The 12,758-nt window shown below is 66.0% G+C and carries 11 protein-coding genes; 5 read left to right on the forward strand and 6 right to left on the reverse strand.

The features are described 5' to 3' along the window. Positions 1-58 precede the first annotated feature (58 nt). From PIN01S_RS18065 to PIN01S_RS18075, 3 genes are all read right to left on the reverse strand, one after another. Entirely contained in the window at positions 59-2,257 is a 2,199-nt protein-coding gene (locus PIN01S_RS18065) for a TonB-dependent siderophore receptor (RefSeq protein WP_084337519.1), read from the reverse strand. Between the two features lie 151 nt (positions 2,258-2,408). Then, entirely contained in the window at positions 2,409-3,755 is a 1,347-nt protein-coding gene (locus tag PIN01S_RS18070; RefSeq protein ID WP_084337521.1) for a sensor histidine kinase, read from the reverse strand. Continuing rightward, on the reverse strand, positions 3,752-4,462 hold the full coding sequence (locus PIN01S_RS18075; RefSeq protein WP_084337523.1) for a response regulator transcription factor: 711 nt from the start codon (positions 4,460-4,462) through the stop codon (positions 3,752-3,754). The genes PIN01S_RS18070 and PIN01S_RS18075 overlap by 4 nt, the downstream gene beginning before the upstream one ends. Positions 4,463-4,672: 210 nt before the next feature. On the opposite strand from PIN01S_RS18075, the gene PIN01S_RS18080 reads away from it, so the two are divergent. The 5 genes from PIN01S_RS18080 to PIN01S_RS18100 all read left to right on the forward strand — a co-directional run bounded on the left by PIN01S_RS18080 (position 4,673) and on the right by PIN01S_RS18100 (position 9,680). Further along, positions 4,673-5,326 carry a hydrolase gene (locus PIN01S_RS18080; RefSeq protein ID WP_084337525.1) on the forward strand — a complete coding sequence of 218 codons (654 nt, stop codon included), beginning with the start codon at positions 4,673-4,675 and terminating at the stop codon, positions 5,324-5,326. A 54-nt stretch (positions 5,327-5,380) separates the two neighbouring features. Beyond that, on the forward strand, positions 5,381-5,947 hold the full coding sequence (locus tag PIN01S_RS18085; RefSeq protein WP_084337527.1) for an antibiotic biosynthesis monooxygenase: 567 nt from the start codon (positions 5,381-5,383) through the stop codon (positions 5,945-5,947). A 136-nt stretch (positions 5,948-6,083) separates the two neighbouring features. After that, entirely contained in the window at positions 6,084-7,922 is a 1,839-nt protein-coding gene (locus PIN01S_RS18090; protein ID WP_090257213.1) for an amidohydrolase, read from the forward strand. Between the two features lie 112 nt (positions 7,923-8,034). Then, complete coding sequence (locus tag PIN01S_RS18095) at positions 8,035-8,985, forward strand: GlxA family transcriptional regulator (protein WP_084337531.1); 951 nt, start codon at positions 8,035-8,037, stop codon at positions 8,983-8,985. A gap of 209 nt (positions 8,986-9,194) precedes the next feature. Continuing rightward, entirely contained in the window at positions 9,195-9,680 is a 486-nt protein-coding gene (locus PIN01S_RS18100; RefSeq protein ID WP_084337533.1) for a helix-turn-helix domain-containing protein, read from the forward strand. Here the strand turns inward: PIN01S_RS18100 and ycaC are convergent. From ycaC to PIN01S_RS18115, 3 genes are read right to left on the reverse strand one after another with little or no spacing between them, the layout of a single operon-like run. After that, positions 9,661-10,284 (reverse strand): isochorismate family cysteine hydrolase YcaC, encoded by a 624-nt coding sequence (gene ycaC / locus PIN01S_RS18105; protein WP_084337535.1) that lies wholly within the window; start codon positions 10,282-10,284, stop codon positions 9,661-9,663. The two genes, PIN01S_RS18100 and ycaC, sit on opposite strands and share 20 nt — an antisense overlap. Before the next feature lie 33 nt (positions 10,285-10,317). Further along, complete coding sequence (locus tag PIN01S_RS18110) at positions 10,318-11,913, reverse strand: MFS transporter (RefSeq protein ID WP_084337537.1); 1,596 nt, start codon at positions 11,911-11,913, stop codon at positions 10,318-10,320. An 8-nt stretch (positions 11,914-11,921) separates the two neighbouring features. Continuing rightward, a complete protein-coding gene (locus PIN01S_RS18115; RefSeq protein ID WP_084337539.1) occupies positions 11,922-12,743 on the reverse strand; it encodes an alpha/beta fold hydrolase in 822 nt (273 codons plus the stop codon). Positions 12,744-12,758: the final 15 nt, after the last annotated feature.

Consider the following 12,758-nt stretch of genomic DNA (forward strand, 5'->3'; position numbering starts at 1 on the left):
TCATGAAACGGCGCCACGGAAGCGGACTCCCGTGACGCCGTCGGTACCGGGCAAGCGGTCAGAACGAGGTGGTGATGGAGGCGAAATAGGCACGCCCCGGCTCGTTGTAGGTGTAGGCGCCGGCGTCGCTGGCATTGCCTTCGCGATAGATTCGCTTGTCGAACAGGTTGTTCACGCCGACCCGCAGGCTGAGGTTCTTGCTGAACGCATAGCCAGCGCTGACACCCACCAGGCCGTAGGGATCGACGTCCTTCTGCGCCTCGTCGTCGTATTCCTGGCCGGTGCGCAGGTTGAGCGACGGCGCCTCCTGCTTGCCGTAATAGGTGGCGTTGACCTGGAACGAGAGCTGCTCGCTGGCCTGCCAGTCCAGCGTGGTGTTGACGGTGTACTCGGGGATGATGCTGAGCGGCTCGCCGGTTTCCTTGTCCTCGGACTTGATCATGTAGGTGAGGTTAGTGTTCCAGTCGAGCTGCGGAGTCAGTTCGACGAACAGGTTGCCCTCGATACCCTCCACCACCGCCTCGTCGGTATTGGTCCATTGCAGTACGCGGCGACCGTTGCCCAAGCGATAGAGGTACTCGTTGCTGGCGACGATCTTGTTGCGGTAGTCGTTGCGGAAGTAGGTCGCGCTGGTTCGCCAGGTGCCCTTGTCCAGCGCCAGGCCGATTTCCTTGTTCACGCTGGTTTCCGGTTCCAGGTTCGCATTGCCCACCAGGTAGCAGCCGCCGCTGTTGGTCTCGCCGGCATTGCAGCCGTTGCCGCGGCTGTATAGCAAATAGTTGGGGTTGGACTGATAGAGGTTCGGCGTCTTGTAGGCGCGGGCGATGCCGCCTTTCAGGGTCAGCTCGTCGGTCAGTTCGTGCGAGGCGTTGAGGCTCGGGCTCCAGTTGCCGCCGAACTCTTCATGGTCGTCGAAGCGCAGGCCGGGGGTGACGGTGGTCCTGTCGTCCACTTCGATGTTGTCCTCGGCGAACAGCGCGTAGCTGCGCGCAGTGGTCTTGGTATCGCCCCGGCTGAAGCCCTCGATGGCGTCGGTGTCCCAGCTCTGCGCCCGCAGCGAGCCCGGGTCGTTGAGCGACTCGTAGAGGTATTCGCCGCCGAGGGTGAGCACCTGCTCGAAGCCAGCACTCAGCGGCAGGTTGACCTCGGCGCTGGCGCGGGTGTTGCGCAGCCGCGAGGTGAAGGCCCCCGCCCCTTCGCTGGGCGCGCCTTCCGGGCCGCCGGCCAAGCCCTCGTTGAGGCGCCAGTTGCGGGTGTAGTCGTAGCTCAGCGAGGCCTTGGAACTGCCCCAGTCGAACAGGCCGGTGTGGGTCAGCGCGTAGTGGGTACGTTGCAGGACGTTGGTTTCCTGGCCATACAGGCTGTCGATGAAGGGGATGTTGCCGCCCCCGTTGTTGAGCATGGTGTCGCCCGAATAGATATTGCCCTGGCGGCTGTAGCCGGCCTCCAGTTCGAGGCTGTGCTCGGGGCTGAGCTGCCAACCGAGCAGGCCGTCGATGTCCTTGTTGCGCACGCCTTCGCGGCCGGCTACCAGGGTGCCGTCGCTGGCCTGGTGCGAGGCGTTGATGTCGGCGTCGTCGGCGTCGGTCTTGCTGAAACCGCCGTAGACGCGGAAGGCGAACGGCTCGCCGAGCGGTCCGCTGAGACTGAAGTTGGTGCGCCTGGTCATGCCTTCGGCGTCGTCTTCCGGCAGCGAGGTGTAGGCGGTCAGCGAACCGCTCAGCTTGTCCGACGGGCGCTTGGTGATGATGTTGATCACCCCGCCCATGGCGCCGGAGCCATAGCGCGCCGCGGCCGGGCCGCGAAGAATCTCGATGCGCTCGACCTGCTCGGCTGGCACCCAGTTGGTCTCGCCACGGGTATCGCGGTCGCCGTTCCAGCCGTAGCGCACCGCGTTGCGCGAGGCGGACGGCTTGCCGTCGATGAGGATCAGGGTGTTTTCCGGCCCCATGCCGCGCAGGTCGATCTGGCGGTTGTTGCCCCGGTTGCCGCTGGTGCTGTTGCCGGTCAGGTTGACGCCCGGCTGGCGGCGGATGATCTCGGAGAGGTCGTTGGTCGGCGGTTGCCTGGCGATATCTTCCGCCGTGATGATGGATACGCCGGGTGCCTGCTTCAGCTCTTCCTCGGCCGTGCCCAGCACCCAGGCGTCATTCAGCTTGAGGACGCCCTCGTCCGCCGCCTCGTCGGCCAGAGCCAAGGGTGACGTGGCGACCAGCATGGCCAGGGTCAGTGAGCTGAATGTGAAGCGCGGCTGCATCTCGTATCTCCCGCAGATCGAAAGGACTGGCATGGCGGGAGGATCGGGAGCGTTGCGAACGGCAGGAAACCCCGGCAGCGCCCCGCCGTCGCCAGCCGGGAACGCGCCAAATGATATTAACTATCATTTGAGAGTAAAGTTCATTTACGAACTATACAATTGCCAGCCGCAGGTGCAGGCGCAAACCGGGAGAGGCATTCTCCGCCCACAGCTCGCCGCCTTGCAGACGCACCATGCTGCGCGCGATGGCCAGGCCGAGACCGAAGCCGTCGTTGCCCGGTCGAGCCGCGCTGAGGCGGGTGAAGGGTTGGAAGATCATCTCCAGCTGATCCGGCTCGACACCCGGCCCCTGGTCTTCCACCCACAGGTGCCAGTGGCCCTCCTCACGATGTCCGTCGAGGCGCACCATGCCTCCGGGCGGCGAGTGGCGGATGGCGTTGCGCAGGATGTTCTCCAGGGCCTGGGCGAGGCCGTTGAGGTGCCCGCGCACCCGGCACTCCGGCCCCAGTGCGCAAGGCAGTTGTACGGGGCTCCAGCCGGTTTCGAAGCAGGCATTTTCGCGCAGTACCTCCCAGAGCGCCGCGACCTGCACGTCCTCGAGCGGCAGCACCGGACGCTCGGTATCCAGCCAGACCAGCTCGAGGGTGTCGCCCACCAGTTTCTCCATGCCTGTCACTTCGTGCTCCAGCCGCTGGCGCAGATCGGCGGTGTCTGCCTCGCGCTCGGCCGCGACCCGCAGGCGGCTGAGCGGCGTGCGCAGCTCGTGGGACAGATCGCGCAGCAACTGGCGCTGGAAGGCCACCGTGCCCTCCAGGCGGCCGGCCATGTGATCGAACGCGCGCGCCAGCTCGCCCAGCTCATCGCGGCGGGCACTCACCTCGGCGGCGACCCGCGCGTCCAGGCGGTCGCCACGCAGGGCGTTGGCCTGGGCTCGCAGATGTGCCAGCGGCCGGCTCAACTGGCGGTAGATCAAGCCACAGAGCAACAGGGCCAGCAGGCCGGGCACCAGCACGTTGATGAACAACTGGATGCGCAGATCGGAGCCGCTGGGCAGGAAGCGTTCGGGAAGCTGCACCACCAGGCGTCCCTGCTCCGGGTTTTCGGGAAACGGCAGGCTGACATGGGGCAGGTCCGTCATGCGCCGGCTCATCGGCCAGTCGATGCGGCGCATGAAGGTCAGATTGGCGTACTCGCTGTCCAGCAGAGGCCGGCTGCCCAGGGAGCGCAGGTCGGGCCCGACCACCGCCGCCCAACTCGGCTCGTGCCGGCCGAGTTCCGCCAGCCAACGGTCGATCCCTGCCCGCCCGCCGGAGCGCCAGGCTCGCTCCGCCTCTTCGGCGTAGCGGGACAACTGCTCGCGCGCGGCAGGCGACAGGAAATAGCTGCGCTGGTCAACGTATTCGGCCCAGGAGTGGGTGAGCCAGATGATCGATACGCAGAAGCCGACCTGCAGCAGCGCCAGACGCCAGAACAACGAATGGCCGCCCGGCAGCTTCATCGCTCACACCGGGTCATCACATAGCCTTTGCCCCAGACAGTGGCCAGGCGTCCCTGGGTGTATCCCACCGTCTGCAACTTGCGGCGAACATGGCTGACGTGCATGTCCAGGCTGCGGTCATGAACGGCATAGGCGCGGCACAGCGCCTGCTGATAGAGAAAGGGCTTGCTCAGCGTCTCGTCCGAGTGCCGCCAGAGCAACTCCAGCACGCGGTACTCGCTGGGCGTCAGCCCGGCCCAGCGTCCGTTCAGCGCCACATCCTGGCGGCCCTCGTCGAATTGCAACCCGTCGCCGTCGACAACCGGCGCATGGCTGCGCCGCTCGTAGGCGACGCGGCGCAGAATCGCCTCGATGCGCACCTCCAGCTCACCCAGGCTGAAGGGTTTCGGCAGGTAGTCGTCGGTGCCCTGGCTGAACCCGGCGATGCGGTCCTGCTCGCCACCCAGCGCCGACATCAGGATCACCGGCACGCCCCGGCGGCGGCGCAAGCGCTGCAACGCGTCCAGGCCGTTGGTCCCCGGCAGCAGGATATCCATGAGAATCAGGTCGAAGTCTTGCGTCTCGGCCAGACGCAGCCCCTCGCTGCCGTCCTGGCTGTGGGTGACGGCATAGCCGGTGCCCCGCAGGTGATCGAGCAGGTGGTGGGCGAACACGAGATCATCCTCGACGGCAAGGATACGGGCGGCGAAAGAGGCGGAATCAGGCATGCGAAACCAATGCAAACAGCAATGAGAAATATTCCTGACCCATAGTACAGCTATTCGCCATCATCGGTGCTAGCGAAATCAGCCCTGTCGTCGCGCAGAGACTCTCGAACAAAAGCGCACATCCGTTCAACTCAGGCACAACGTTTCAAGCCAGCCCGCCATGGCGGACCGACACTGGACATCTCATAAGACCCAGTCCAGGAGCCCTCCATGGCAACCGCATCCGCAGCACCCGGCAAAACCCTGCTGAACCCGCTGGACCACACCCTGATCCTGATCGACCACCAGTCGCAGATGTCCTTCGCGACCAAGTCCATCGACGCCGTCACCTTGCGCAACAACGCGGCGCTGGTGTCCAAGGCCGCCCGTGAGTTCGGCGTCTCCACGATCCTTACCACCGTCGCCGAGAAGAGCTTCTCCGGCCCGATCTTCGACGAGATCAAGTCGGTGTTCCCCGATCACACCGTCATCGACCGCACCACCATGAACACCTGGGAAGACCCGCGCATCGCCGTGGAGGTGAACAGGTTCGGCAAGAACAAGATCGTCCTCGCCGGGCTGTGGACCTCGGTGTGCATCGTCGGCCCGGCGCTCTCCGCCCTGGACCAGGGCTTTGAGGTCTACGTGATCGCCGATGCCTGCGGCGACGTGTCCACCGAAGCCCATGAAATGGCCCTGCAGCGCATGATCCAGCTCGGCGCACGGCCGATGACGTCGCTGCAGTACCTGCTCGAACTGCAACGCGACTGGGCACGCGGCGAGACCTACGACCAGACCGTGAAGACCTCCATCAAGCATGGCGGCGCCTACGGCCTCGGCCTGATCTATGCCAAGACCATGTTCAACGCCTCCGAAGGCCATTGATCCATTGGGGAGCGCCCGGCGCTCCTGCGAGAACCGCCCCGAAGAGGTCGCGCGATGACACTGGAACAATCCGACGGCGTGGTCACGCTGCTGATCCGCCACCGCGTCCGTCCCGGCGAGGACGAGGCCTACGAGGACTGGCTGCGCCGCATCGTCAGGACGGCCCATGGCTACCCCGGTCACCTCGGTATCGACGTCATCCGCAGCCGCGACGGCGACTTGCACCTGTTCACCTGCGTGCTGCGCTTCGCCAGCGCCGGCCAGTTGCAGGACTGGATGGGCTCGGACGACCGCAAGCGGCTGGTCGAGGAAGTCAGCCCGCTGCTGGCCACCGGCGACGAGCAGGAACTCAACCCGACCCGCGAGTTCTGGTTCACCCCGACCACGGCCGGCAGCCGCAAGCCGCCACGCTGGAAGCAGGCTTGCGTCACCTTTCTGGTGATCCTGCCGCTGAGCCTGCTGGTCCCGCGCCTGTGGCAACCGGCATTCGAGGCGCTGCCCTGGCTGGGTGGCTACCTGCCAAGCAACGCTTTGATCACCCTGACCATCGTCCTGCTGGTGGTGTACCTGTTCATGCCACGGGTGACCCGCTGGCTGGCGCACTGGCTCGACGCGCCCTGATTCGGAGAAACCCATGTCCCAAGCCCCTGCCAACGACAGCCGGCGGCGCTTCCTCGCCGCCTCGTCCATCATCGGTGCCACCGGCGCGCTCTGGCCGGCCCTGCCGCTCTTCGCCGCCGACGCCCAAGGAGATCCCATGAATCCCGATCTGATCCTGCACAACGGCCGCATCCACACGGTCGACCGCGAAAAACCCAGCGCCACCGCCGTGGCCATCAAGGACGGCCGGTTCGTCGCGGTTGGCGACGACACCGAGGTCATGCCATTGCGCGGCGCCGCCACCCGCGTTATCGACCTGCAGCGGCGCACGGTGATTCCCGGTCTCAACGATTCGCACCTGCACCTGATCCGTGGCGGCCTCAACTACAACCTGGAGCTGCGCTGGGAAGGCGTGCCCTCGCTGGCCGACGCCCTGCGCATGCTCAAGGAGCAGGCCGAACGCACCCCGGCGCCGCAGTGGGTGCGAGTAGTCGGTGGCTGGAACGAATTCCAGTTCGCCGAGAAGCGCATGCCTACGCTGGAAGAGATCAACCGCGCCGCGCCGGACACCCCGGTGTTCATCCTCCACCTCTACGACCGCGCCCTGCTCAACCGCGCCGCGCTGCGCGTGGTCGGCTACGACCGCAACACGCCCAACCCACCGGGCGGCGAGATCGTCCGCGACGCCAACGGCGAACCCACCGGCATGCTGGTGGCGCGGCCGAACGCAATGATCCTCTACTCGACCCTGGCCAAGGGGCCGAAGCTGCCGCTGGAGTACCAGATCAACTCCACCCGCCAGTTCATGCGCGAGTTGAACCGCTTGGGCGTGACCAGCGCCATCGATGCCGGCGGCGGTTTCCAGAACTACCCGGACGACTACGAGGTGATCGAGCACTTGGCCAGGGAGGGCCAGCTGACCGTGCGCATCGCCTACAACCTGTTCACCCAGAAGCCCAAGGAAGAGCTGGCCGACTTCAAGCGCTGGACCGGCTCGGTGCAATACGGCCAGGGCAACGACTTTTTCCGCCACAACGGCGCTGGCGAGATGCTGGTGTTCTCCGCCGCCGACTTCGAGGACTTCCTCGAACCGCGCCCCGACCTGGCAGCCAGCATGGAAAGCGACCTGGAGCCGGTGGTTCGCCATCTGGTGGAAAACCGCTGGCCGTTCCGCCTGCACGCCACCTATGACGAATCCATCTCGCGCATGCTCGAGGTATTCGAGAAAGTCGACCGCGACATCCCGTTCAACGGCCTGCCCTGGTTCTTCGACCATGCCGAGACCATCAGCCCCCGCAACATCGAACGGGTCCGGGCCCTTGGCGGCGGCATCGCCATCCAGGACCGCATGGCCTTCCAGGGCGAGTACTTCGTCGATCGCTACGGCGCCAAGGCCGCCGAAGCCACGCCGCCGATCCAGCGCATGCTGGCCGAAGGCGTGCCGGTGGGCGCCGGAACCGACGCCACCCGGGTTTCCAGCTACAACCCCTGGACCTCGCTGTATTGGCTGGTCAGCGGTAAGACCGTCGGCGGCCTGGAGCTTTATCCGCAAGGCTTGCCACGGGACATGGCACTGCAGCTGTTTACCCACGGCAGTGCCTGGTTCTCCAGCGAACAGGGCAAGAAAGGCCAGATCAAGGTCGGCCAGCTCGCCGATCTGGTGGCCCTGTCGGCGAACTACTTCAGTGTCGAGGAAGAGCAGATCAAGTGGCTCGAATCGGTGCTGACGGTGGTCGACGGTAAGGTGGTCCACGCCGCCGCCGAGTTCGACAAGCTCGGCCCGCCGCACTTGCCGGTGCTGCCCGACTGGTCGCCGGTGACGCGGGTACCCGGCCACTGGAAGCCCAGTGCGCCGCTAACAGCCAGCGTGCACCAGTGCGTCGGCGCCTGCGTCGTGCATGCCCACAGCCATGAGCGAGCGCGTCTGGCGTCGGTGCCGGTCAGCGACTTCCAGGGTTTCTGGGGCGCCTTCGGCTGCTCCTGCTTCGCCTTCTGAAAGCGACGCGCGCCGGGCAACGCCCCTGGCGCGCGGGCTCTGGCACGCGGCTCCGCTGTAAGAGAGACTTGCTATCCTCTCCCAACACAGCGAGCCGGTGCGACCGCAAACCATGAAGAGCGTGGCAATCCTTCTTTTTCCCGATGTCCTGATGCTGGACGTGGCCGGACCGATCGAAGTGTTCTCGATCGCCAACCGCTACCTCGCCCCTGCCGATCACTACCGGATCAGTACCATCAGCATCGCCGAGCCAGGCGTGCGCGCGTCCAATGGCCTGCGCCTGCTGACGGACCATGTGCTGGCCGACGCACCCGAAGCGTTCGATCTGCTTCTGGTTCCCGGCGGCCCCAACGCCTACAACGAATCGCACCCGGCGCTGCTGCCCTGGCTGCGGCGAGCCACCCAGGCCTCGCGACGCTACGGTTCGATCTGCACTGGCGCCTTCATTCTCGGCGAGGCCGGCCTGCTGGACGGCCGCCAGGTCACCACCCACTGGAACTACACCGAGCGGCTAGCCCGCCGCTTTCCCGCCGCCCGGGTCATCACCGACCGGATATTCATTGCAGATGGCGAGCTGATCACCTCGGGCGGGATCACTGCCGGCATCGACATGGCCCTGGCGATCCTGGCGGACGACCATGGCAAGAAGCTGGCGGTGGACGTGGCCAAGGTGCTGCTGGTGGCCATGAAACGCCAGGGCGGCCAGGCCCAATTCAGCCCCATGCTGGCGGAAGTGGCCAGGGAAGACTCGCCCATCGCCCGGGCCCAGCAGTACATCTTCGACCGCCTCGAAGAGGAACTCAGCGTCGATGTCCTGGCCGAGGTGGCCGGCATGAGTGCCCGGCACTTTTCCCGCCTGTTCGCCCGCGACACCGGCAAGACGCCAATGGAGTTCGTCCATGCCGCCCGTATCGACCGTGCCCGCAACCTGCTGGAAACCACCGACCTGCCGCTGAAGACGGTGGCCTACCGCAGCGGCTTTCGCAGCGTGCGCTGCATGCGCATCCTGTTCAGCGAACGGCTCGGGCTGAGCCCGGCGCAATACCGCCATCAGTTTGGCTGAGTGTCCGAATCCGTCCCCAACTTGGCAGCCCAGGTCCCCACACGCACGTTTGCCGGACGGCAGCGTGACGCGATGATTCTCCTCATGCTTCGGAGTCGCCAAGCCAGCCAGTCGGTCGGGTGATCCTCTACGGTGCCCTTGACGGCACCCGGATCCCCACTCGGTGCGAGGGCCCGTAGCGCCATCTCAGCACCAGGGAGACGCGCCGGATGAGCGGACGATATTCGACACGGGGTCACGCCGACTTCGACCCGCTTCTCGAACGAACGGAAGACCGGGAGGAAGCGCCCGCGACGTCTTCCCGGCAAGCAATACGCCTGTCCGCCTGGCAGGAACGACGGGCCAAGGAGTTGATCGCGGCCCATCTGGGCAGCGGCTTATCCATCGCCCGGCTGGCCCGCGAATGCAGCCTGTCGCGCAGCCATTTTTCCCGCGCCTTCCACGGCAGCACCGGCGTTTCGCCTCACCAGTGGCTGACCCGGCAGCGCATCGAACACGCCAAGCGGCTGTTGCTGGACGACCTGCTGATCACCCGGATCGCCCAGGATTGCGGGTTCGCCGACCAGGCCCACTTTTCGCGAGTGTTCACCCGGCTGGTGGGCCTGTCGCCGAGCCGCTGGCGGCTCGGCCTCCTGCGCGGCAAGGGCATCGCCCGAGAGCGATGCCCGTCCGGCGCTACTTGCCGATCAGGGTGAAGTAGCTAGTCATCAGATTGCGATAGTTCGGGATGTGGTTGGACAGCAGATTGCCCAGTCCCTCGATATCGTTGCGCCAGTCGCGATGCAGCTCGCAGGCCACGCTGAACCAGTTCATCAGTTGCACGCCGGCGGCGCTCATGCGCGACCAAGCGGCCTGCTGCACGGTCTTGTCGAAGGTGCCGGAGGCGTCGGTGACGACGAACACGTCGAAGCCCTCGGCAATCGCCGACAGCGCCGGGAACGCCACGCACACGTCAGTGACCACGCCAGCCAAGATCAATTGCTTGCGGCCGGTACTCTTGATCGCCGCGACGAAATCTTCGTTGTCCCAGGCATTGATCTGGCCCGGACGGGCGATGTAGGGCGCGCCAGGGAACAGCTCCTTCAGCTCCGGCACCAGCGGGCCGTTCGGACCCTGCTCGAAGCTGGTGGTGAGAATGGTCGGCAGGTTGAAGAACTTAGCCACGGCCCCCAGGGCCAGGACGTTGTTCTTAAAGTCGCTGGGGGTGAAGTCCTGCACCAGCGAGATCAGACCGGACTGGTGGTCGATCAGCAGGACGACGGCATCGTCCTTGTTCAGGCGCTTGTAGGGAACAGTCATTTCGGACACTCCTTTCTTTTCGTGGGATGAACGTCAAACACGGGGGGCGGCGAGCAGGTGGCGAATGCGGATCGGCACCCCCTGCTGCTGGTAACGCCGCGCATTGGCCTCGATGCGCTGCTCGGCGCGGGTGACCCGGCCGTGGTGGCGCAAATGTTCGAGCCAGGATTCGTCGAAGAAGAACTCCTGCCAGAGCCGAGGGTCTTCGCTGTCCTGCACCAGGCCCCAGGAGAAGGCGCCATTGCGTCGGCGCATCCGGCAGACCGCCTCCATGGCCTGGCGGAAGTCCGGTATGTGCTCCGGCGCAATGCGGTATTCGAGGGTGACCATCACCGGGCCGCGCTCGCGGTCCAGTGCCTCGTCGAGCAGCGGCGCCGGCCAGTGCAGCGACGGTGCCAGGTCGTCCGCCGCGGTCGTCGGCAGGGAAAAACGCCAGCGCGCGGTGATACCGAGCACCAGCAACACGCCGCCACCGGCGAAGGCAGCGCTCAATGACAGATGGCTGGCCAACGCGCCCCAGGCGATGCCGCCCAGGGCGGAACAGCCGAAAAACACCAGGATGTAGACGGCCAATGCGCGGGCACGCACCCAGGACGGCACAGAGGTCTGTGCCGCCAGTTGCAGGCTCGACAGCACGGCGATCCAGGCCATGCCGCTCAGCAGCATCAGGGCCGCCAGCAGCGGAAACGAACGAATCCCGGCCAGGCCCAGCAGCACACCGGCATAGGCCAAGCTGGCGACCATGACGATGACGTCGCCGCTGTAGCGCGCCCGCAGCCGAGGCAGGTACATCGCGCCGACAATCGCGCCGATACCAATACACCCCAGCAGGATGCCGTAGTCCATGGCCGTGCCGGCCAGTTCGCGACGCACCAGCAGCGGCAGCAACGCCATGCCGGCCGACGCACCGGTGAAGAAGGCTGCGGTACGCACCAGCACCGCCTGCAACGGCTGCGCACTGCGGGCATAGCGCACTCCGGCACGCAGCGCGCCGAACAGCCGCTCCGCCGGTAATACCGTTTCCCGAGGGCTGCGCCGCCAGGCCAGCAGCGCCCCGATTACCGCCAGGAACGAGACCGCGTTCAGCGCGAAGGTCAGCCAGGGACCGCTCAAGCTCACCAGCACGCCGGCGATCGCCGGGCCGATGGCACGGGCCACGTTGACGCCGAGGCTGGACAGCGCCACCGCAGCCGGCAAGGCGTCGCGTTCGACGATTTCCGGCGCCAGGGCCGCCCACGCGGGCATCATCAAGGCGGTGCCGATGCCCATAGCGAAGGTCAGCAGCAACAGCAGGATCACCGACATCTGCCCGTTCAGCGTGAGAATCGCGAGGATCAGGGCGGTGGCCGCCATCCACAGCTGTACCGCCAGTAGGTAGCGGCGCTTGTCGACGATGTCGGCCAGCGCCCCGGCCGGCAGCGCCAGAAGGAAGATCGGCAGCGCGCTGGCCACCTGCACCAGCGCCACCGCCAGCGGGCTGGCAGACAGCGAGGTCATCAGCCAGCCGGCACCCACCTCGTGCATCCAGGTACCTATGTTCGAGGCGATGCTCGCCAACCAGAGCCAGCGGAATACCCTTACCCGCAGCGGCTGCCAGGGCGAGGCCGCGACCTTCTGCAGAGTTTCCATGGGCTCGCTCAACCTGCAAGGAAGGCCAGCAGGTCCTCGTTCAACGCTTGCGCATGGGTCGCGGCGACGAAGCCATGGGGAGCCCCTTCATAGACCTTCAGCCGGGCACCTTCGATCATCCGCGCCGCCTGCTTGCCGGTGGTCTCGAGCGGGACGATCTGGTCGTCGTCGCCATGGATCACCAGGGTCGGTACGTCGATCTTCGCCATGTCGGGGCGGAAGTCGGTTTCGGAAAAGGCCGTCACGCAGTCCAGGGTGCCCTTGAGCGACGCCAGCAGAGCAATGTTCAGGGTCTGGGTCAGTACGCCCTGGGAGACATTCTGGCCATGATTGGTGCCATAGAACGCCGGGGCGAAGTCGGTGATGAACTGCGCGCGGTCCTTGCGCAGGCCAGCCTTGATGCCGTCGAAAACCGCCTTTTCGACGCCCTCGGGATGATCGGCGGCCTGGCCGAAGATCGGTGTGACGGCACCCAGCAGCACCAGCTTGGCCACTCGCGTGCTGCCGTGCCGCGCGACATAGCGGGTAACGTCGCCGCCGCCCATGGAGAAGCCCACCAGGGTCACCTCATACAGATCGAGGTGCTCGATCAGCTGCGCGATGTCGTCGGCGAAGGTGTCGTAGTCATAGCCGCTCCACGGCTGGCTGGAGCGGCCGAAACCACGACGGTCGAAGGCGATGGTGCGATAGCCGCGGCTGCTCAGATACTCCATCTGGTATTCCCACATGTCCGCATCCAGCGGCCAGCCATGGCTGAACAGCACCGGCTTGCCGGTCCCCCAGTCCTTGAAGTAGATCTCGGTGCCGTCGCGCGTCGTGAAAGTCGTCATGGGAAGCTCCTTGCG

Origin of the sequence: Pseudomonas indica NBRC 103045, assembly GCF_002091635.1 — a bacterium.
Classification (GTDB): domain Bacteria; phylum Pseudomonadota; class Gammaproteobacteria; order Pseudomonadales; family Pseudomonadaceae; genus Pseudomonas_M; species Pseudomonas_M indica.

Coding starts and splice junctions, on each gene's coding strand:
- PIN01S_RS18065 (WP_084337519.1), bottom strand. CDS start 2,257: ATGCAGCCGCGCTTCACATTCAGCTCACTGACCCTGGCCATGCTGGTC.
- PIN01S_RS18070 (WP_084337521.1), bottom strand. CDS start 3,755: ATGAAGCTGCCGGGCGGCCATTCGTTGTTCTGGCGTCTGGCGCTGCTG.
- PIN01S_RS18075 (WP_084337523.1), bottom strand. CDS start 4,462: ATGCCTGATTCCGCCTCTTTCGCCGCCCGTATCCTTGCCGTCGAGGAT.
- PIN01S_RS18080 (WP_084337525.1), top strand. CDS start 4,673: ATGGCAACCGCATCCGCAGCACCCGGCAAAACCCTGCTGAACCCGCTG.
- PIN01S_RS18085 (WP_084337527.1), top strand. CDS start 5,381: ATGACACTGGAACAATCCGACGGCGTGGTCACGCTGCTGATCCGCCAC.
- PIN01S_RS18090 (WP_090257213.1), top strand. CDS start 6,084: ATGAATCCCGATCTGATCCTGCACAACGGCCGCATCCACACGGTCGAC.
- PIN01S_RS18095 (WP_084337531.1), top strand. CDS start 8,035: ATGAAGAGCGTGGCAATCCTTCTTTTTCCCGATGTCCTGATGCTGGAC.
- PIN01S_RS18100 (WP_084337533.1), top strand. CDS start 9,195: ATGAGCGGACGATATTCGACACGGGGTCACGCCGACTTCGACCCGCTT.
- ycaC (WP_084337535.1), bottom strand. CDS start 10,284: ATGACTGTTCCCTACAAGCGCCTGAACAAGGACGATGCCGTCGTCCTG.
- PIN01S_RS18110 (WP_084337537.1), bottom strand. CDS start 11,913: ATGGAAACTCTGCAGAAGGTCGCGGCCTCGCCCTGGCAGCCGCTGCGG.
- PIN01S_RS18115 (WP_084337539.1), bottom strand. CDS start 12,743: ATGACGACTTTCACGACGCGCGACGGCACCGAGATCTACTTCAAGGAC.